General features: G+C 70.0%; 20 protein-coding genes. 2 read left to right on the top strand and 18 right to left on the bottom strand.

Annotation, left to right across the window (positions count from 1 at the left end; all coding sequences use genetic code 11):
* Positions 1–3 precede the first annotated feature (3 nt).
* On the top strand, positions 4–849 hold the full coding sequence (gene kdsA, locus NVS83_RS23190) for a 3-deoxy-8-phosphooctulonate synthase (protein ID WP_258741671.1): 846 nt from the start codon (positions 4–6) through the stop codon (positions 847–849).
* Positions 850–864: 15 nt separating this feature from the next.
* Here kdsA and NVS83_RS23185 read toward each other — a convergent pair whose 3' ends face one another.
* From NVS83_RS23185 to yajC, 6 genes are all read right to left on the bottom strand, one after another.
* Positions 865–2,364, bottom strand: coding sequence for a phosphomannomutase/phosphoglucomutase (locus tag NVS83_RS23185; RefSeq protein ID WP_258741669.1), 1,500 nt, complete (start codon positions 2,362–2,364; stop codon positions 865–867).
* A 70-nt stretch (positions 2,365–2,434) separates the two neighbouring features.
* A complete protein-coding gene (locus NVS83_RS23180; RefSeq protein ID WP_258741668.1) occupies positions 2,435–3,286 on the bottom strand; it encodes a phytoene/squalene synthase family protein in 852 nt (283 codons plus the stop codon).
* On the bottom strand, positions 3,283–3,660 hold the full coding sequence (locus tag NVS83_RS23175; RefSeq protein ID WP_258741666.1) for an Mth938-like domain-containing protein: 378 nt from the start codon (positions 3,658–3,660) through the stop codon (positions 3,283–3,285). The genes NVS83_RS23180 and NVS83_RS23175 overlap by 4 nt, the downstream gene beginning before the upstream one ends.
* Before the next feature lie 90 nt (positions 3,661–3,750).
* On the bottom strand, positions 3,751–4,707 hold the full coding sequence (gene secF / locus NVS83_RS23170) for a protein translocase subunit SecF (protein ID WP_258741664.1): 957 nt from the start codon (positions 4,705–4,707) through the stop codon (positions 3,751–3,753).
* Positions 4,708–4,722: 15 nt separating this feature from the next.
* Entirely contained in the window at positions 4,723–6,321 is a 1,599-nt protein-coding gene (secD, locus tag NVS83_RS23165; protein ID WP_258741662.1) for a protein translocase subunit SecD, read from the bottom strand.
* Between the two features lie 49 nt (positions 6,322–6,370).
* Positions 6,371–6,709, bottom strand: a complete 339-nt coding sequence (gene yajC / locus NVS83_RS23160) for a preprotein translocase subunit YajC (RefSeq protein WP_258733044.1) — start codon at positions 6,707–6,709, stop codon at positions 6,371–6,373.
* 197 nt (positions 6,710–6,906) lie between these two features.
* On the opposite strand from yajC, the gene NVS83_RS23155 reads away from it, so the two are divergent.
* The gene (locus NVS83_RS23155) at positions 6,907–7,818 is read left to right on the top strand and encodes an ATP-binding protein (RefSeq protein WP_258741660.1); all 912 of its coding nucleotides are present in this window, start codon (positions 6,907–6,909) and stop codon (positions 7,816–7,818) included.
* A 77-nt stretch (positions 7,819–7,895) separates the two neighbouring features.
* Here NVS83_RS23155 and NVS83_RS23150 read toward each other — a convergent pair whose 3' ends face one another.
* From NVS83_RS23150 to NVS83_RS23095, 12 genes are all read right to left on the bottom strand, one after another.
* On the bottom strand, positions 7,896–9,071 hold the full coding sequence (locus NVS83_RS23150; RefSeq protein WP_258741658.1) for a peptidoglycan DD-metalloendopeptidase family protein: 1,176 nt from the start codon (positions 9,069–9,071) through the stop codon (positions 7,896–7,898).
* A gap of 164 nt (positions 9,072–9,235) precedes the next feature.
* The gene (locus NVS83_RS23145) at positions 9,236–9,907 is read right to left on the bottom strand and encodes a protein-L-isoaspartate(D-aspartate) O-methyltransferase (RefSeq protein WP_258741656.1); all 672 of its coding nucleotides are present in this window, start codon (positions 9,905–9,907) and stop codon (positions 9,236–9,238) included.
* A 65-nt stretch (positions 9,908–9,972) separates the two neighbouring features.
* Positions 9,973–10,737, bottom strand: coding sequence for a 5'/3'-nucleotidase SurE (surE, locus tag NVS83_RS23140; protein ID WP_258741654.1), 765 nt, complete (start codon positions 10,735–10,737; stop codon positions 9,973–9,975).
* A 54-nt stretch (positions 10,738–10,791) separates the two neighbouring features.
* Positions 10,792–12,252 (bottom strand): serine--tRNA ligase, encoded by a 1,461-nt coding sequence (gene serS, locus NVS83_RS23135; protein WP_258741648.1) that lies wholly within the window; start codon positions 12,250–12,252, stop codon positions 10,792–10,794.
* Between the two features lie 162 nt (positions 12,253–12,414).
* Positions 12,415–13,209, bottom strand: coding sequence for a twin-arginine translocase subunit TatC (gene tatC / locus NVS83_RS23130; protein WP_258741646.1), 795 nt, complete (start codon positions 13,207–13,209; stop codon positions 12,415–12,417).
* Positions 13,206–14,027 (bottom strand): Sec-independent protein translocase protein TatB, encoded by an 822-nt coding sequence (gene tatB / locus NVS83_RS23125; RefSeq protein ID WP_258741635.1) that lies wholly within the window; start codon positions 14,025–14,027, stop codon positions 13,206–13,208. The genes tatC and tatB overlap by 4 nt, the downstream gene beginning before the upstream one ends.
* A gap of 62 nt (positions 14,028–14,089) precedes the next feature.
* Positions 14,090–14,317, bottom strand: coding sequence for a twin-arginine translocase TatA/TatE family subunit (locus tag NVS83_RS23120; protein ID WP_258733052.1), 228 nt, complete (start codon positions 14,315–14,317; stop codon positions 14,090–14,092).
* Positions 14,318–14,384: 67 nt separating this feature from the next.
* On the bottom strand, positions 14,385–15,464 hold the full coding sequence (locus NVS83_RS23115) for an ABC transporter ATP-binding protein (protein ID WP_258741634.1): 1,080 nt from the start codon (positions 15,462–15,464) through the stop codon (positions 14,385–14,387).
* A gap of 81 nt (positions 15,465–15,545) precedes the next feature.
* A complete protein-coding gene (gene scpB, locus NVS83_RS23110) occupies positions 15,546–16,277 on the bottom strand; it encodes an SMC-Scp complex subunit ScpB (RefSeq protein ID WP_258741633.1) in 732 nt (243 codons plus the stop codon).
* Entirely contained in the window at positions 16,274–17,110 is an 837-nt protein-coding gene (locus tag NVS83_RS23105) for a segregation and condensation protein A (protein WP_258741632.1), read from the bottom strand. The genes scpB and NVS83_RS23105 overlap by 4 nt, the downstream gene beginning before the upstream one ends.
* Before the next feature lie 19 nt (positions 17,111–17,129).
* Positions 17,130–18,158 carry a beta-N-acetylhexosaminidase gene (nagZ, locus tag NVS83_RS23100; protein WP_258741631.1) on the bottom strand — a complete coding sequence of 343 codons (1,029 nt, stop codon included), beginning with the start codon at positions 18,156–18,158 and terminating at the stop codon, positions 17,130–17,132.
* Positions 18,159–18,174: 16 nt separating this feature from the next.
* On the bottom strand, positions 18,175–19,897 hold a 1,723-nt coding region (locus NVS83_RS23095), incomplete at its 5' end, for an SPOR domain-containing protein (RefSeq protein ID WP_258741630.1).

Below are 19,897 nucleotides of genomic sequence, written 5' to 3'. Positions count from 1 at the left end.
GACATGAGCGGCCCGTCCGCCAATCCCATCGTCACCGTCGGTGACGTCCGCTTCGGCAACGCGCTGCCGCTGGCCCTGATCGCCGGCCCCTGCCAGATGGAAAGCCGCGAGCACGCGCTCGAATGCGCCGCCGCGATCCGTGAGATCACGAGCCGGCTCGGCATCGGCGTGGTGTTCAAGACCTCGTTCGACAAGGCCAACCGCACCTCGATCAAGGGCGCGCGCGGCATGGGGCTCGACGCCGCCCTGCCCGTCTTCGCCGAGATCCGAGAGCGCTACGGCATGCCGGTGCTGACCGACGTGCACGAGAACGACCAGTGCGCGCCGGTCGCCGAAGCGGTGGATATCCTCCAGATCCCCGCCTTCCTGTGCCGCCAGACCGACCTTCTGATCGCCGCCGCCGCGACCGGGCGGGTGGTCAACGTCAAGAAGGGCCAGTTCCTCGCGCCGTGGGACATGAAGAACGTCGTCGCCAAGCTTACCGACAGCGACAATCCGAACGTTCTGGTGACCGAGCGCGGCGTCTCGTTCGGCTACAACACGCTCGTCACCGACATGCGCTCCCTGCCGATCATGGCCGAGACGACCGGCGCGCCGGTGATCTTCGACGCCACCCATTCGGTGCAGCAGCCAGGCGGACAGGGCACCTCCTCGGGCGGGCAGCGCGAGTTCGTGCCGGTTCTGGCGCGCGCCGCGGTCGCGGTCGGCGTCGCCGGCGTCTTCATCGAGACCCATCCCGACCCCGACCACGCGCCCTCGGACGGGCCGAACATGGTGCCGCTGAAGGATTTCGAGGCGCTGGTCGCTCGCCTCCAAGCCTTCGATCGCCTGGCGAAGGGCGCCGCGTGAACGGCGCCCCTTTCCTCACAGGCTCTGATTATAGGCGCCGACTTCCGGGTGGGTGCGCAGCACGCCGTCGACCAGCTTGAACATGTCGCGCATGCGCGCCTCCGACACCGGGCTCTCCACCACCACCACAAGCTCCGGCTTGTTCGAGGACGCCCGCACCAGTCCCCAGGAGCCGTCCTCCACCGTCACCCGCACCCCGTTCACCGTGACCAGGTCGCGGATCGGCTGGCCGTCGATCGTCTCGCCCCGCGCCTTCATCGCCTCGAAGTGCTTCACCACCGCCTCGACCACCCCGTACTTGGTCTCGTCCGCGCAGTGCGGCGACATGGTCGGCGAGGACCAGGTCCGCGGCAGCGCGTCCCGCAATTCGGAGAGCTTCCTGCCCGGGTTGCGGTCCAGCATGTCGAGGATGGCGATCGCCGAGACGAGGCCGTCGTCATAGCCGCGCCCGATCGGCCGGTTGAAGAAGTAGTGGCCCGACTTCTCGAACCCCACCAGCGCCCCGCTCTCGTGCACCCGCCGCTTCATGTAGGAGTGCCCGGTCTTCCAGTAGTCCGCCTTCACGCCGTTGGCGACGAGCACCGGGTCGGTCATGAACAGACCGGTCGACTTCACGTCCACCACGAAGGTCGCGCCGGGATGGAGCGCGGAGAGGTCGCGCGCCAGCATCACCCCCACCTTGTCGGCGAAGATCTCCTCGCCCTGGTCGTCCACCACCCCGCAGCGGTCGCCGTCGCCGTCGAAGCCGAGCCCGACATCCGCCCCCGAGGCCAGCACCGCATCGCGCATGGCGTGCAGCATCTCGAGGTCTTCCGGGTTGGGATTGTACTTCGGGAAGGTGTGGTCGAGCTCGGTGTCGAGCGGCACCACCTCGACCCCCAGTGCCTCCAGGATGCGCGGCGCGAAGGCGCCCGCCGTGCCGTTGCCGCAGGCCACCACCGCCTTCACCGGGTGCTTCAGCTTCGGCCGGTCGGTCAGGTCCTTGATGTAGACCTCGGGGAAGTCGGCGACATAGCGGTAGCCGCCGCCCGGGCGCACCTGCCCGGCGCCCGAGAGCACGATCTCCTTCAGCCGGCTCATCTCGTCGGGGCCGAAGGTCAGCGGCCGGTTCACCCCCATCTTCACCCCGGTCCAGCCATTGTCGTTATGCGAGGCGGTGACCATGGCGACGCAGGGAATGTCGAGCGCGAACTGGGCGAAATAGGCCATCGGCGACAGAGCGAGACCGATGTCGTGCACCTTCACCCCGGCCGCCATCAGCCCCAGCGCCAGCGCCTGCTTGATCGAGGCCGAGTAGCCGCGGAAGTCGTGCCCGGTCACCACTTCCGGGCGCACCCCAAGCTCGTGGATCAGCGTGCCGAGCCCGAGCCCCAGCGCCTGCACCCCCATCAGGTTCAGCTCCGAGCCGAACAGCCAGCGCGCGTCATATTCGCGAAACCCCGTCGGCTTCACCAGAGGCACCGTCTCATACGCATAGGTGTTCGGAACAAGTGACGCCGAGGGCTTCGGGAACATGCTGCATCCTGTCGGTGGGGAAGGAACCGGCGAGTTATGACGGCTGGCGCGCGAGCGCGTCAATGCGCGCCTACACCGCGCGCCGCAGCGAGCGCGCCCCGCGCCACAGCGCCCAGATCCGCAGCAGCGGCGGCAGGGCGGGCACGCCGGTGAAAGGGTCGTGCGGGCGCGTCATGCGCGACAGGTCGCCGGGCACCAGCGCCAGCGGCAGGAAGGCCGGCAGGTTGGCGGGGTCGGTGCCCGCCAGCGCCGCGATCGCCTTGTCGTAGTGGCGCCGCGCCAGCGCCCGCATCTCGCCGAGCGCCGCGCGCAGGGCCGGGCTCGCCTGGCCGGAGACGGCGTCCTCGCGAGTCAGGCCGTGCGCAGCGAGGATGTCGAGCGGCACGTAGCACTGGCCGCGCCGCGCGTGGAAGGGAAAGGCCCGCAGCAGCCCGGTGATCGCATAGGCGACACCGGCATGGCCCGCCACCTCGGCCGACGCCCGATCGGCCGCCCCGGTCAGCACGATGGTGGCGAGGCGGATCAGCGCCGAGGACGTCTCGCCGGCATACCCCTCGAGGTCGTTCACCGACGGCATCGGGTCGTCATAGAGGTCGAAGATGCGCGCATCGAGCAGCGAAAAGAAGGTCTCGCGTGGCAGGTCGTAGGTCTCGACCGCCTCCAGCAGCGCGCCCGCCACCGGGTTGGCCCGCACATCTCCCCGCGCGCCGCCGATCAGCGCGTCGCTCCACCATTGCAGCCGCACCTCCCCCGCCATCGGGTTGGTGATCGCCTCGCGCACCCGCGCGACCTCGGCATTGAAGGCGTGCAGCGCGAACAGCGCCCCGCGCTTGTCCGCCGGCGCGAACAGGTCGGCGATGTAGCGGTCGCGGTCGAGTCCGCGCACCAGCGCGGCGCAATAGTCGGTGTCGGTGGTGGTCATGGCAGCGCCAGCAGCGCGGCGGCGACCGCCCTGTCCTCGGCGAGGAGCACGTTGTAGGTCGAGGCCGCCGCGCGGGTCGGCATGGCGTCGACGGAGATGCCAGCATCGCGCAGGCGCCAGCGCAGCGCGTCGGGTATCGCCCAGGGATCGACGCCGGTGCCGATCAGCAGGAGCTCGATCTCCGCCGCCTGCTCGAACACGCGCGCCAGTGCGCCCGCGTCGATATCGGCCGGCACGCGCGGCGCCCAGGCGTGCATGCCCGAGGGCAGCGCCAGCAGCGAGCCCTCGGAGGCCATGCCGGAGAAATGGAAGGCGAAGCGGCCATAGCCATCGATCGGCACCTGGAGCGGCAGATGGGCGTCGGGCGTGGCCATGGCTTCCTCTTCGGGCGCCGGGATCGCGCCCTGCTCCGGGCGGCGAGGCTGCGGGGAGCCCGTCCGCGGGCTCCCGTCAGGCCGGAGGCATCAGGGCGCGATGCGCTCCGCGCGCGGATTCGCCGTCTTCGGCTCCTTCTCCACCAGCGTGCGCGTGGTGACGCCGAGATAGATCAGCAGCGGCGAGGCGATGAAGATCGAGGTGTAGGTGCCAACCAGCACCACGCCGAACAGCATCGTCACCGAGAAGGAGTGGATCGCCCGCCCGCCGAACAGCACCAGCGCCAGCAGCGCCAGCGTCACCGTGACATGGGTGATGACCGAGCGCGAGAGCGTCGAGTTGATCGAATGGTTGAGCAGTTCCTCGGTCGGCATCTTCTTGTAGCGACGCAGCATCTCGCGGATGCGGTCGTAGATGACGATCGTGTCGTTCAGCGAGTAGCCGAGGATGGTGAGCAGCGCCGCCACGCTCGTCAGGTCGAAGTCGATCTGGAAGATCGCCATGAACCCGATGGTGAGCACGATGTCATGGAAGTTGGCGATCGAGGCACCGAGCGCGAACTGCCATTCGAAGCGGAACCACAGATAGACCAGGATGCAGAACACGGCGAGCATCAGCCCGACGATGCCGTAGCTCAGCAGTTCCTGCGAGACGCGCGGGCCCACCACCTCGACGCGGCGGTACTCCACCGTGTCGCCGAGCGTGCCGCGCACCTTGCCGACCACCGCCTGCTGCGCCTGCTCGCCGCCCGGCTGCTCGGCGACGCGGATCAGCACCTCGCCGTCATTGCCGATCTCCTGGATCTGCACCTCACCGAGGTCAAGCGCCTCGAGCTTGGAGCGGACGTCGGCCATGTTCAGCGAGTTGTTCGGGTAGCGCACCTCGAGCAGCGTGCCGCCCTTGAAGTCGATGCCGAAATTCAGCCCGAGCGTGAGGAAGGCGGTCAGCGCCACGATCGACAAGATCGCCGAGATCGGGAAGCTGATGCGCCGGAAGCGGATGAAGTCGAAATTGGTGTCGTCCGGAACGATGCGGAGCAGACGCATGGGTGCTCGCCTTTCTCAGATCGGCACGTGCTGGGGGCGCCGCCAGCGCACCCACATCGCCACCATGAGGCGCGTGAGGGTGAAGGCGGTGAACACGGTCGTCATGATGCCGATGCCGAAGGTGATGGCGAAGCCGCGTACCGGACCCGAGCCGACATAGAACAGCACGGCAGCCGCGATGAAGGTGGTGATGTTCGAATCGAGGATGGTCGCCAGCGCGCGCGAGAAGCCCGCGTCGATGGCCGAGATGGCCGACCGGCCCGCCCTCGCCTCCTCGCGTATGCGCTCGTAGATCAGCACGTTGGAGTCCACCGCGATGCCGACCGTGAGCACCACGCCGGCGATTCCCGGCAGGGTGAGCGTCGCGCCGAGCATGGCCAGCAGGCCCATGATCATCGCCACGTTGATCGCCACGGCGAAGACGGCGACGATGCCGAACACGCCATAGGTCGCGACCATGAACACCGCCACGGCGGAGGCGCCGACGATGGAGGCGATGATGCCGGCCCGGATCGAATCCGCGCCGAGGCCGGGACCGACCGTGCGCTCCTCCACCACCTGCAGCGGCACCGGCAGCGCGCCTGCGCGCAGCAGGATGGCGAGGTCGTTGGCTTCCTGCACGGAGAAGCTGCCGCTGATCTGGCCCGAGCCGCCGAGGATCGGCTCGCGGATCACCGGCGCCGAGATCACCTTGTTGTCGAGGATGATGGCGAAGGGCCGCCCGACATTGGCCTGCGTCGCTTCGGCGAAGCGGCGCGCGCCGTTGGTGTTGAAGCGGAAGGTGACGACCGGCTCGCGCGTCTGCGGATCAAAGCTCGGCTGGGCGTCGGTCAGGTCCTCGCCCGCCACCAGCACCCGGTCCTCGATCAGGTAGGGCACGGGCGGGTTGGCGTCGGAATAGAGCACCTGCGTGCCCGCGGGCGGACGGCCCTGCAGCGCCTGCTGGGCGCTCATCGTGTTGTCGACGAGGCGGAAGCTCAGCTTGGCGGTCTGGCCGAGCAGCGCCTTGAGGCGCGAGGGGTCCTGCAGGCCCGGCACCTGAACCTGGATGCGGTCCGATCCCTGGCGCTGGATCGAGGGCTCGGTGGTGCCGAGCTGGTCGATACGCTTGCGGATGATCTCGATCGACTGCGACACCGCCTGGATGGTGCGCGCCTGGATGCCGGTGCTGGTCGGGGTGATGGTGATCACGTTGCCGTCGCGCGACACGTCGGTGTCGAGCTGCCCGGTCGCCGACAGGGCGCCGCCGATCGGCTGGGCGAGCGCACGCAGCTTGGTGTAGGCGCCGTCGGCATCCTGCCCCTCGCGGATGCGCACCTGAACGGAATCGCCCTGGATGCCGAGGCCGCTATAGCCGATGCGGTCGTCGCGCAGCACGCGGCGAGCATCGTCGCGAAGCTGCTCGAGCCGGCCCTTGCGCACCTCGGACTGGTCGACCTGAAGCACGATGTAGGACCCGCCCTGCAGGTCGAGCCCGAGCACGATCTTGCGCTGCAGGAAGCTCGGCAGGGCGTCGTAAGCGGCCGACGGGATCAGACTCGGCACGATCATCAGCCCGATGATCGCACACGCCGCCAGGATCGCGATGGCCTTCCATTTGGAAAAGTAGAGCATGTCGATCTTTCCGGCCGCTTCGCAGGCGCGCGGCCGCAGGGGTAGGCCGTCAGGCGGCGCCTTCTTCCTTGGCCGGCTCGCCCTTGGCGCGCACTTCCGAGACCATGCTGCGAAGCTGGCGGATCTTCACGCCTTCGGCGAGCTGCAGCTCGATCTCCGAATCGTCCACCACCCGCGACACCTTGCCGATCAGGCCGCCGGACGTGACCACCGTGTCGCCGCGGCGGATGTTCTTCACCATCTCCTGATGCGTCTTCACCTTCTTCTGCTGGGGACGCAGGATCAGGAAGTACATGATCACGAAGATCAGCACGAAGGGCAGCAGCGACATCAGCATGTCGGTGCCGGCGGGGCCGGCGGCCTGCGCATAGGCGGGCGTGATGAACATGTCGGTTCCTTGTCCGTCAGATATAGGCGGGCGAAAGGCCCGGCGAAGCGGCGCGGACTATACTGGTGCGCCTGCCGATTGCAAACGCCGTCCACAAGCCCGCCGGTCACGGATAGGAAAGCCCGCGCCGCGGCGCTGCGACGGCTTGTCCGGAAGCTCCGGTCTGGCTATTCCCGCCGGGCTGAAGGAGCCTCGACATGACCTCGCTGCCTGACGACCTCGCCTCCCCGGACCTCGGCGCCGTTCTCGTGCGCATCGCCGACGCGCTGGAGCGCATCGCCCCGGCCCGCGCCGCCTCGGCGGACTTCGACGCCGCCGACGCCTTCGTCTGGCAGGCCGAGGCCCGCCACCTCGAGCCGGTGCCGCGCGTCAACCGCGTCGAGATGGAACTGCTCAAGGGCATCGACCGCACGCGCGACATGCTGGTGGACAACACGCTGCGCTTCGCCCGCGGCCTGCCCGCCAACAACGCCCTGCTCTGGGGCGCGCGCGGCATGGGCAAGAGCTCGCTGGTCAAGGCCTCGCACGCCGACGTCAATCGCAGCATGGCGGCGGAGGGGCTGAAGCCGCTCAAGCTGGTCGAGATCCACCGCGAGGATATCGAGACCCTGCCGGCGCTGATGACGCTGATGCGCGCCAGCGCCTACCGCTTCATCGTGTTCTGCGACGACCTGTCCTTCGATGCCGACGACACCTCGTACAAGTCGCTCAAGGCGGTTCTGGAGGGCGGCATCGAGGGGCGGCCGGAGAACGTGATCTTCTACGCCACGTCGAACCGCCGCCACCTGATCCCGCGCGACATGATGGAGAACGAGCGCTCGACCGCCATCAATCCCGGCGAGGCGGTGGAGGAGAAGGTGTCGCTGTCCGACCGCTTCGGGCTGTGGCTCGGCTTCCACAAATGCGACCAGGACGACTATCTCGCCATGGTGAACGGCTATGCCGCCCATTTCGCCATCCCGATCGACGCCGAGACGCTGCGCCGCGAGGCGCTGGAATGGGCGACGACGCGCGGGGCGCGCTCGGGCCGTACGGCGTGGCAGTATGTTCAGGATGTCGCGGGGCGGCTTGGGGTATCGCTGTCGGAACCGCCCGCCGCCCCGCGCTGACCGGCGCCAAGGTCCACTCGTCGCGCCGGCATCGTGTCAGGCGGGTGTGACCCCGCCTGGCTGATCGGGTGCGGCGCTCAGAGCCCGGCGAGATACTGCGAGGGGTCCACCGGCTGAGAGCCCTTGCGGATCTCGAAGTGGAGCTGCGGGGTCGAGACGTTGCCGGTCTGGCCCGCCTTGGCGATCACCTGCCCGCGGCGGACGGTGTCGCCCTTCTTCACGTCGATCTCGCTATTGTGGGCGTAGGCGGTCACGTAGCCGTCCGAGTGCTTGATCAGCACCAGGTTGCCGTAGCCCTTCAGCTCGCTGCCGGCATAGGCGACGACGCCGTCCTCGGCGGCCTTGATCGAGGTGCCTTCCGGCACCGAGACGTTGATGCCCTCGTTCTGTTGCCCGCCCGGCTTCGGCCCGAAGCCGGAGATGACGCGCCCGCGCACCGGCCAGCGGAACTGCACGTTGTTGTCGGTGCGCACCTCGTCCGGGGTCTCGGAGGGCTTCACGGCGGCGATCGTCTGCGGTTTGGCGGGCGCAGGCGCCGCGTTCGGCGCGGCGGCGACGGACGGGGTCGGCGCGGCGAGCGGCTTTGCCGCCGGGGCGGCCGGCACGGCCGGCGGCTCGGGAACCCGGGAGGCGCTGGCGACGACCGGCGCGCCGGCGGCGGGAATGGTCAGCTTCTGGCCGATCCGCACCTGTGCGTTCATGTCGAGGCCGTTCGCCGCCGCGAGCGAGCCGCGGGCGATGCCATAGGTGCGGGAGATCGAGCTCAGCGTCTCGCCCGAGGTGACGACATGCGAGCCGCCGCCGGTGGCGGCCGCCGTGACAACCGGCGCGGGAGAAGCCGGCGGCTCGGGCGTGGCGGCGACGGGCGCCGGCTGCGGGCGGGTGCCGTAGAGCGGCTGCGGCTGGCCATAGGCCGGCTGGCTGCCATAAGCGGGCTGGGCACCGTAGGTCTGCTGGGGCTGCGCGCCGTAGCCGGGCTGGGCGCCATAGGCCGGCTGCGTGCCGTAGACCGGCTGCTGCGGGTTGGCGCTCGCCATCTGGCGCGGCGTGCCATAGGGCTGCGGCACCGGCTGGCCGTAGGGCGAGGGATAGCTGGAGGCGACCGCTCCGCCGGGAGGCGCCATCGGCGCGCCCTGCACTGAGCCTGTCGGCGCTGCGGCGACCGAGCCGGTATAGGCCGGCGCCCCGGTCTGTGCACCGAAGCGGCCGACATCCGAACTACACGCGGCCGCGACCCCTCCAAGAAGAGCCACGATGGACAGCCGCACAATAGGCCTGCAACCGGACGCCGGCAGGAAATTACGCATCGCACCACACCCGTACTCTAGACACGCACGGATTAAAGACCTGTATAGGTAAACGTCGGCTTAAGTCGGTGGCGCTGCGGCAGGATTGGCGGCGAATTCGCGGCAAAAAATCAGAGGCTGGCCGCGATTCCCGCCATTATCGGAACAAAACGCACCCGGCCGAGGTCGCGCCGCTCCATCGCCTGCCCCTCCCGCCCCTCGCCCGGCTTGCGCAGCCGCACCAGCGTCTGGGTGTCGTCGGGCGGGCCGAGCGGGGCGATGAGGATGCCCTCGGGCGCGAGCTGCTCGATCAGGGGCGCCGGCACTTCGCTCACGGCGGCGGTGAGCACGATGCGGTCGAAGGGCGCGCGAGCGAACAGGCCCTGCGTGCCGTCGGCGACGATCACTTCGACATTGGCGAGGCCGAGCTGGCGCAGCCGCACCGCCGCCGAATGGGCCAGCGTGCGATAGCGCTCCAGCGTCACCACGCGGCGGGCGATATGGCCCATGATGGCGGCCTGGTAGCCGGTGCCGGTGCCGACCTCCAGCACCGAATGGGTCGAATCGAGCTCCAGCGCCTGCGTCATCGAGGCGATCACAGAGGGCTGGCTGATGGTCTGCCCGCATTCGATCGGCAGCGTCTGGTCGGCCCAGGCGAGATCGCGGAAGGCGGGGTCGACGAAGCGATCGCGCGGCACCTCCTCGAAGGCGCGCATGACGCGGTTGTCGAGCAGCCCTCGCCGGCGCAGCGCCAGAAGCAGCTCGGCACGCTCCACCAGTTCGTTCTTCTCGGCTTCCGTCACCGCCGCCTCCGCTCGCCTTCCCTATGGGATCTGTGAGCGCAGACTCGTCAACGCGCGGTTACCGTTCAGCCGCGGAATACCTGCGCGAGGCGCGTCATCATCGGCTCGTCGGTCATATCGAGCCGCAGCGGCGTCACCGAGATGCAGCCCTCGTCCAGCGCATGCAGGTCCGAGCCGTTGGCCGGCTCGAACACCCGCTTCTCGAAGGCGATCCAGAAATAGGGGTTGCCGCGCCCGTCGGAGCGCTGGTCGATGCGCAAGAGGTCCTGGTTGCGCTGGCCCTGCGCCGTCACCTTCACGCCCCGCACCTCCTCGACCGGACGGTTGGGGAAGTTGACGTTGACGAGGATGCCCGCCGGCATCCCTTCCTCCAGCAGCGTGCGCACCACGCCCGGGCCGAAATGCTCAGCCACCGTATAGGGCGGCGCGGTGCGGGTGGCGAAGCCGAAGGCCTGCGACAGGGCGATCGAAGGGATGCCCAGCACCGTGCCTTCCATCGCGCCGGCGACGGTGCCGGAATAGCCGACATCCTCGGCGACGTTCTGCCCGCGGTTGACGCCGGAGAGCACGAGGTCCGGCTTGGCGTCCTTCAGCAGGTGCCGCACCGCCATGATGACGCAGTCGGTCGGCGTGCCCTTCACCGCGAAGCGACGCTCCTCGACCTGCCGCAGGCGCAGCGGATCGGACAGCGAGAGCGAATGCGACACGCCGGACTGGTCGGTCTCGGGCGCCACCACCCACACATCGTCCGACAGCGCCTGCGCAATCCGCGCGCACGCGTCGAGACCGGGGGCGTGGATGCCGTCGTCATTGGTGACCAGAATGCGCATGGATCCGCTCGTTTCTCCCGCAGGACCGCGGCCGGGCACGCCCCGGCCCGCGGCTCAGTTCCGTTCGATCGTCTTCAGCCCGCCAATATAGGGCACCAGCACGTCCGGCACCGTGACGGAGCCGTCCTCGTTCTGGTAGTTCTCGAGGACCGCCACCAGCGCCCGCCCGACCGCGACGCCCGAGCCGTTGAGCGTGTGGACGAAGCGCGGCTGCTTGGAATCCTTCGGCCGGTAGCGCGCATTCATGCGCCGGGCCTGGAAGTCGGTGCAGGTCGAGACCGAGGAAATCTCGCGATAGGCGTTCTGGCCCGGCAGCCACACCTCGATGTCGAAGGTGCGCGCCGAGGCGAAGCCCATGTCGCCGGTGCACAGCTCGACCACCCGGTGCGGCAGGTCGAGCTTCTTCAGCACCGCCTGCGCGCAGGCGAGCATGCGCTCCTGCTCGTCCAGCGACTTCTCGGGCGCGACGATCGAGACCATCTCGACCTTGTTGAACTGGTGCTGGCGGATCATGCCGCGCGTATCGCGCCCCGCCGCCCCGGCCTCGGCGCGGAAGCAGGGCGTGAGCGCGGTGAAGCGCAGCGGCAGTTCGTCCTCGGCGAGGATCGACTGGGCGACGAGGTTGGTCAGCGGGACCTCAGCGGTGGGGATGAGCCAGCGGCGGGTTTGTGCCATGCCGGCCTGTTCGGCAAAGTGGTGAAGAATCGTTACGTACGATCTATCGACAAATTCCCTCACAGGATCGCGTTCATCATCTTCCGCGATTCCTCTCAGTTCATCTAGATTTTTTCGCAACTCCAAGCGCTTAACGTGTTCCACAAATGCCTTATTTATGGCGAGAAACTGATCATCTTCAAATTTCGGCAGTTGCGCGGTGCCGAACATCGCCTCGTCCTTCACCAGGATCGGCGGCGCGACCTCGGTGTAGCCGTGCTCTTCCGTATGGGTGTCGATGAAGAACTGGCCGATGGCGCGCTCCAGCCGCGCGATGCGGCTCTTCAGCACCACGAAGCGCGCGCCCGAAAGCTTGGCGGCGGCCTCGAAATCCATCTGGCCGAGCCCCTCGCCGATCTCGAAATGCTGCTTCGGCGTGAAGGGGAAGACGCGCGGCGCGCCGAAATGGTCGATCTCGACATTGGCGCTCTCATCCGCCCCTTCCGGCACGCTGTCGAGCGGCGCATTGGGGATCGCGGCGAGCGTGTCGTTCAGCTCGCCCTCGGCCGCCTTCACGTCCGCTTCGAGCGCGGGGATGTCGGTCTTGAGCGCGGCGACCTCGGCCATCAGCGTCTCGGCGCGGTCGTTCTCGCCCGCCTTCTTGGCGGCGCCGATCTCCTTGGAGGCGGCGTTGCGGCGCGCCTGCAGCTCTTCCAGCTTGGCGATGCCGGCGCGGCGGCGCTCGTCCAGCGCCAGCAGGGCGTCGATTTGCGCCCGCGCCTCGTCCTCCGGCGTGCCGCGCCGCACCAGCGCACGGGCGAGGCCCTGCGGCTCCTCGCGGATCCATTTGATGTCGTGCATGGAAGTCTCGCTCCCGCCCTTCGGCGTTGCCCTCGGGCGTCGTTACCCATGGGCCTCGGCCCGTTGGGGCACGGACCTACCCAATCGGCGCGGTCGCGACAAGAGCGGCTTTGGAAAGAGAAGCTTCGCAGGCGTCCGCCACGCGGGCCAGAGGGGCGACGCTCAGGTCGCCCCGCCCGCGGCCGCCCCGTCCGCCGCCGCCTTCTTCTTCTCCACCATGCGCACCAGCAGCAGCGACACCTCGTAGAGCATGAGGGTCGGCACCGCGAGGGCGATCTGGCTCACCACGTCCGGCGGGGTCAGCACCGCCGCCGCGATGAAGACGCCGACGATGGCGTAGCGGCGGAACTTCCGGAGCTGGTCCGACGTGACGATGCCGATCTGCGCCAGCAGCGTCAGCACCACCGGAAGCTGGAAGCAGATGCCGAAGGCGAAGATGAGCGTCATGATCAGCGACAGATACTCGCTGACCTGCGGCAGCATGGAGATTTCGGCCGAATCCGGCCCCGCCATCTGCTGCATGGAGAGGAAATAGGTCATCGCCAGCGGCATGGCGACGAAATAGACGAAGGCCGCCCCGATCAGGAAGCACACCGGCGTGGCGATAAGGTACGGCCTGAAGGCACCGCGCTCGTGCTTGTAGAGGCCCGGCGCGACGAACATGTAGATCTGCGTCGCCACCACGGGGAAGGAGATGAACGCCGCCCCGAACATGCCGAGCTTGATCTGCGTGAACAGGAATTCCTGCGGCGCCGTGTAGATCAGCTTCACATGTTCCGTCCCGCCGGCCGCGAACTCATAGGGCCAGAGCAGGATGTTGTAGATGTGCTTGCCCAGCAGGAAGCAGGCGAAGAACGCGACGAAGAACGCGATCAGCGACTTGATCAGCCGCGAGCGCAGCTCGATCAGGTGCTCGATCAGCGGCGCCTTGCTGGCGTCGATGTCCTCCTGGCTCATGCCGCCGGCCCTTCATTGCCGTCGCCCGACGGAGCGGTCGGCGGTTCGTCCGGCGCCGCCTTGGGCGCACGGGGCTTGCGGACGCTCGCCTTGCGGGCGGGCTTGGCGGTGGCCTTGGCGGGCGCGGCCGGGCTGGCGGCGGCAGGCGGCGTCGAATCGTCCAGTGCCGCGACGGCCTGCGCGACCTCCGGCTCCGCGGCCGGCGACGGCGCCTTGCGCCGCGGCGCGCGCCTGGGCTTCGCCTCGCCCGGCTCCGCAACGGACGCCTTCTCCGCGGGAGATGCCTCGGTGACGACAACGGGAGGCTTGGCCGCGCGGTTGCGCTTCGGCTTGGCCGGCGCGGCCTCCGCCGACGTCTCGGCCGCCTTGCGGTCCGCCTCGAGCTTGGCGGCGGCCGCCTTCACCTCGTTGGCCACGTCCTCAAACGCATAGGGCTCGAGCTCGCTCGGCTCGGGAAGCTGCGTCACCGGCTCGGCGGCGGGCAGGTCCGCCCGCTCCACCGGCTGGGTCGCGCTCTTCAGCTCGCTGTCGATATCGTGCAGCGGATTGGTCGGCAGCGCGCCGGAGATGCTCTTCTGCGCGTCGCTCGCCAGGCCGCTGATCTCGTTGCGAAGGCCGCTGACGCTGTCCTTGAGGTCGGACAGCTCCGCCTCGCGCAGCGCCTCGTTGAACTGCCCCTGGAACTCGCCCGCCATGCGGCGCAACTTGGCCACGGACTGCCCCAGCGTGCGCAGCACGCGCGGCAATTCCTTCGGCCCGATCACGACTAGCGCGATGATGGCGACGACCAGAAGCTCGGACCAGCCGATATCAAGCATAGGTTATGACAGGGCCGCGCGGCGGCGCCCCTCCCCGATCCTTGGAACCCGAAGATCGGGAATCAGCCGACCTTGGTACGTTCGGCTTCGGTGGCCGGCTGATGGTCGATGTTACGCACCGGCTCCGCGGGCTTCGCGGGCGGCGCGTCGTCGTCGTCGGCCATGCCCTTCTTGAAGGCCTTGATGCCCTTGGCGGCGTCTCCCATCAGTTCGGACAGCTTGCCGCGACCGAAGAGGAGGAGCACGACCACCAGCACTATGATCCAATGCCAGATGCTCAACGAACCCATAATCAAACTCCCTTATCGAAGCGCCGCCGGCCCCTAGCGGCCGCGCATCGCAAATCCACCCGGGACACTAGGGCCGGGCCGAGGCGAAGACAAGAACCTCTGCCGGATCGATGTGCACGCCTACGTCATGCCCGCGCGAAAGCCCTGCGGTCGTTCGCCGCCGTACAACCAGCGGGCGGTCCAGCCCCTCGACCGCCACCTCGTAGAGATCGAGCTCGCCAAGGAAGCGGTGGCTCACCACCCGGCCCGCTATGCCGGTGCCGGGCGCGCGCAGCTCAAGCCCCTGCGGGCGGATCGCGGCGACCGCCCCGCCCCCCTCCTTGAGGTCCGGCGCGGGGAAGGAGCCGAGCGGGGTCACGATCCGGCCCGCGCCGACGATGCCTTCCACCTCGTTGATTTCGCAGAAGAAACGGGCGACTTCCACATCCACCGGGCTGCGGTAGAGCTTCTCCGGCGTGCCGACCTGCACCAGCGTGCCGGCGCGCATCAGCGCGATGCGGTCGCCCATCCGCATCGCCTCTTCCGGGTCGTGGGTAACGATGATGCAGGTGGCGCGCGCCTCGCGCAGCACGCTAAGCGTTTCCGCGCGCACACTGCCGCGCAGGCGACTGTCCAGCCCCGAGAACGGTTCGTCCATAAGGAGAATGCCGGGGCGCGGCACGAGCGCGCGGGCCAGCGCAACCCGCTGCTGCTCGCCACCCGAAAGCGCATGGGGAAAGTCGCCCGCATAGTGTTCGAGCCGCACCCGGCGCAGCGCCCGCAGCGCCTCCTCGCGGGCTTCCTTCGGGTTCAGCGCGCGCAGGCCGAAGGCGACGTTCTCGAGATTCGTCAGGTGTGGAAACAGCGCGTAGTCCTGGAACACCAGCCCGATATTGCGCTGCTCGGGCGGCACGAACGCCCCCGGCCCGGCCACCTCGGTGCGGTCGAGCCGGATGCTCCCGCGGCTCGGGCGCTCGATGCCGGCGATGAGGCGCAGCAGCGTGGTCTTGCCGCAGCCGGACGGGCCGAGCAGGCACAGGATCTCGCCCGGCTCGACCACCAGCGACACGCCGGCCACGGCCTCGAGCGTCCCGTAGTCGTGGTGGACGTCGTCCAGCACCAGCCGGCTGGCCAGCGAGACCGGGGTACGGGAGGGGGACGGCTGCATCGCGGCTCTTTCATCGGCGCGGAGACGGGGCGTATCGGAGACGAGGCGTATCGGAGGCCGGACACGTTCGCGGCCCCGCCGTCAGCCTTCCGCGTCCTCGCCCGCATCCTCGTCTTCGCCCGCCTCGGGCTCGGGCGCGAAGGAGAGGTCGAATTCGGGCTCCAGCGGGTCCTCGTCGTCCTTCAGCGCCGTGTCGTCGTCGGGCAGCGGCACCGTTAGGCCAGCCGATACCCTTGCGTCAATCAGGCCGGTGCCGCGCAGCTCCTCGAGGCCCGGCAGGTCGCCGATCGCGTCGAGGCCGAACTGCACCAGGAACAGCTCGGTGGTGCCATAGGTCACCGGCCGGCCCGGGCTGCGCCGTCGCCCGCGCATGCGCACCCATCCCGCCGCCAGCAGCACGTCGAGCGTGCCCTTGTTGGTGGAGACGCCGCGGATTTCCTCGATCTCGGCGCGCGTCGCCGGCTGGTGGTAGGCGATGATCGCCAGCGTCTCCAGCGCCGCCCGCGACAGGCGGCGCGGTTCGGGCTTGTCGCGGGCGAGCAGGAAGCCGAGGTCCGGCGCGGTGCGCAGCATCCACTTGCCGGCGACGCGCACCAGGTTCACCCCGCGCGCGGCGTAGTCGGCCGAGAGCTCGGCGAGCAGGGCCGGCAGGTCCGCACCCTCCGGCAGGCGGGCGGCCAGCGTCGCCTCGTCGAGCGGCTCGCCGGCGGCGAACAGCATCGCCTCCAGAAGGCGAAGCGCCGGCTTGCGGTCGCCCTCCTGCCCGGAAGCGCCATGGGCGTCGTGCGGCACGCGCGCCGCTTCGGCGCTCATGCGTCCTCCCCGTCCGAAGAATCGTCCGACGCTTCGTGCGTCCGCCCCTCGGTCCGGCTGCGGATCCAGATCGGGGCGAAGGGCGCTTCCTGCTGCACGTCGATCAGCCCCTCGCGCACCATTTCCAGGCTCGCCGAGAAGCCGGAGGCGAGCGCGGTGGCGCGCATCTTCGGATCGGCCATCCAGTTCAGCAGAAAACCGTCGAGCCGCGCCCACTCGCCGCCCAGCGCCAGCCGGCCGATCAGCCGCTCCAGCCGCTCGCGCGCATCGGCGAGGGGAATGACGTTGCGCGGGGCGAAGCGCACGCGCGAGAGCGCCATCTTCTGGCGCTGCGCGCCATAGGCGGCGAGCAGGTCGTAGAGCGTCGCCTCATAGACCGGCGTTCCCTCGCTGCGCAGCGGCTCCGGCGCGCCACGGCCGAACACCTCATGGCCGATGCGGTCGCGCGTGGCGAGATGGGCGGCGGCGCCGCGGATCCGCTCCAGCCGGCGCAGCCTCTCTGTGAGGTCGGCGGCGAGATCGGCCGCGCTCGGCCCCTCCTCGCGAGGCGGCTCGGGCAGCAGCAGCCGCGATTTCAGATAGGCGAGCCACGCCGCCATGACGAGATAGTCGGCCGCCAGCTCGAGCCGGATGCGGCGCGCCTCCTCGATGAAGACGAGGTACTGCTCGGCGAGTTCCAGGATGGAGATGCGCGCGAGGTCGACCTTCTGCGTGCGGGCGAGCGCGAGCAGCAGGTCGAGCGGCCCTTCGAAGCCGTCGACGTCCACGACGAGCGAAGGCTCGCCCGTCCGGCGTAGGGCGTCCGCTTCGAAAGCGAATTGGCTCTGTTCCATGGAAGATCGCGGCTGACGTTCAGGATGCCGCGATCATATCCGAAAAATGAGCGCGCGCCTGCGCTTGTTCGATTTTATGCGGCTGGGCGAGCCGGGCCAGCGCCGCCTCGCAGCGTCGTGCCGCCTCGCCGGCGAGAAGCGGCGAGCGCGAGGCAACCTCGCGCATCTCCGCGAAATCGCCGTTGCAGTGCAGGGCGAGGTCGCAGCCGGCGGCGAAGGAAGCCTCGGCGCGATCCGCCAGCGAACCCTCGAGCGCGCCCATGGAAAGGTCGTCGCTCATCAGCGCGCCGTCGAAGCCGATCTCGCCGCGGATGATCTCCTCGATCATCCGGCGCGAGGTGGTGGCGGGGCGTTCGGCATCGATCGCGGCATAGACCACATGGGCGGTCATGCCGAGCGGCAGGTCGTTCAGGCGGCGGAACGGCTCGAAGTCGGTCGCCTCCAGCACCGCGCGCGGCGTCTCCACCACGGGCAGGCTGAGATGGCTGTCGGCGCGGGCGCGCCCGTGGCCGGGAATGTGCTTGAGCACCGGCAGCACGCCGCCGCTCATCATACCCTCGGCCACCGCGCGGGCGAGCGGGACCACCTCGTCCGGCGTCGCGCCATAGGCACGGTCGCCGATGATGCCGTGGCCCTCGGGCAGGCGCAGGTCCGCGCAGGGGACGCAGTCGACATTGATGCCGAGCGCGGCGAGGTCCTCCGCCATCAGCCGCGCCCCCAGCCGGGCGGCCTCGACGGCGCGCGGCCCCTCGCCCGTCTCGGCGATGGCGGCGAAGGTGCCGGCGGGCGGATAGGCCGGCCAGTGAGGCGGGCCCAGCCGCTGCACGCGCCCGCCCTCCTGGTCGATCAGCACCGGTGCCTCGGGCCGGCCGACGATATCGCGGAAGGCGGAAACCAGCGCCGCCACCTGCTCGGGCGTCTCGACATTGCGCCGAAACAGGATCAGCCCCCAGGGGCGCGCCTCGCGCAGGAAATCGGTTTCCTGCGCCGACAGGCGGGTCTCGGCGCAGCCGGTGATGAAGGCGCGCGGCGCCGCACGGGAAGTCATCGGGTCGGGCCGGCGGTCAGTTACGCTGGACCATGCAGTCGCCGCCCTGGGAGCGCAGCGCCTGACACAGATTGTTCGCCTCGTCGCGGCTCGCGAACGAGCCCACCTGGGTGCGGTAGTAGATGCCGCGATCGCCGAGATCGGCGCGGCGGATGGCGACCTGCTGGCTGCCGAGGATGCCGGGGTACTTCGCCTGCATCGACTTCCAGGTGGCCTGCGCCTCCGCCTCGGAGCGGACCGAGGCGACCTGCACCACATAGGTGCCGGCCGGCGCGGGCTCGGAGGTCGCCGCCGGGGCCGGCGGGGTGTTGTCGGTCGAGGGCACCGCCGCGACGCGGGTCGGCGGCAGCGGCACGTTCGGCACGATCGACGGCGTATTGGACATCGGCGTCGGATCGGTCGAGACCGGCGCGCCCGAGCCGGGGCTCAGGGCGATCGGCGTGGAGGCGGTCGGCTGGACCGAGGATTCGACCGCGGACGGGCTGTCCGAGGGCATCGGCGAAGGCGAGGGCGAGGCGTCGTCGACGATGGTGCCGTCCGCGCGGACGGTCAGCGTGCGCACGCGCTTCGGCTCGGTCATGTCGGAGGGAGCGGGCGCGGCGGCCTGCTGGCCGGAACTGGCCTGCCCGTTGCCCGGCGTGGTTTGGATCACGCGCGGCTGCGGCTGGGCGGCCTGCGACATGTCGACCGGCTGCTCCTCGCTGGAGACGACCTTCTCGTTGCCCGTGGTCGGGGCGCCGCCGACGCGGTCATAGATAAGCTTCTGGCCCTCGCTCGCCTGATCCTGCGGCGGCTTGTCGGGCACGACCTTGTTCGGTCCCTGGTCGGCATGGATCACCGGCGGCTCGCCGTTGACGGTGGTGACGCTCGGGCCGGACATGTAGGCGTAGACGCCGGCGGTGGCGGCGACGGCAACCACGACCAGGCCGCCGATCATGACCAGCCGGCTGCGGCCGCGACGGCGCGGCTCCTCGTCGGCCTCGACCTCATAGGTCTGGTCGACGCCTTCCTGCGCCTCGTAGCCGTCGCCTTCCAGCGCGGAGCGGCCGTAGTCATAGGCTTCGTCGCCGGCGCCGAAATCGGGGGCGGCCGACGGGGCGCGCGCGCTCGAAGCCTGCTCGGCGGCGCTGCGCGCCATCCAGGACGGCAGCGGGCGATCCGCCGGCGGCGGCTCGGTGCGGTAGGTATCGGCGCGCGGCGCGGGATGGCCGAGATCGTCGCCAAGGTCGAACGGCTCGGACAGGGCGCGCGAGATCGCGTCGGCCGCGCCGTCGGAGATCGCACCGCGATCGATCGGGCGCGGGGACGGCGCGGGGGCACGCGCCGCCGGCTCGGTCGGGCGCGGGGACGGAGCGGGCGCGCGCGTCGCCGACTCGGTCGGGCGCGGACGCGGCGGCAGGAAGGGCGGCTGCTCGGAGGCGGGCGCCGAACGGGCTTCGGGCGCACGCGGTTCAGGGGCTCGGGGCTCGGGGGCACGCGGCGCGGGAGCGGCCGGGCGCTCGGGGCGCAGGCTGCGATTGAGGTCGCGCGCGGTGTCCTCCAGCGACGAGCGCTCAGTGCGCGGACGCGCCGGCGCGTCGACCCGGGGCTCGGAGCGGAAGTCAGCGGCGAGCCCGGAGAACGGCCCGGGCGTCGCGGGACGGGAGGGCGCGGCAGGGCGCGGCGCGGGAGCGGCGGGACGCGGGGGCATCGGCGCGCGGGGGGCGGCGCCGGCACTGCCGGCTCCGGGCGCCGGCGCC

The sequence above is a fragment of the Ancylobacter mangrovi genome (assembly GCF_024752335.1).
Classification (GTDB): Bacteria; Pseudomonadota; Alphaproteobacteria; order Rhizobiales; family Xanthobacteraceae; genus Ancylobacter; species Ancylobacter mangrovi.
The sequence above is the reverse complement of the archived record's forward strand: the minus strand, read 5'-3'. Positions and strand labels throughout refer to the sequence as shown.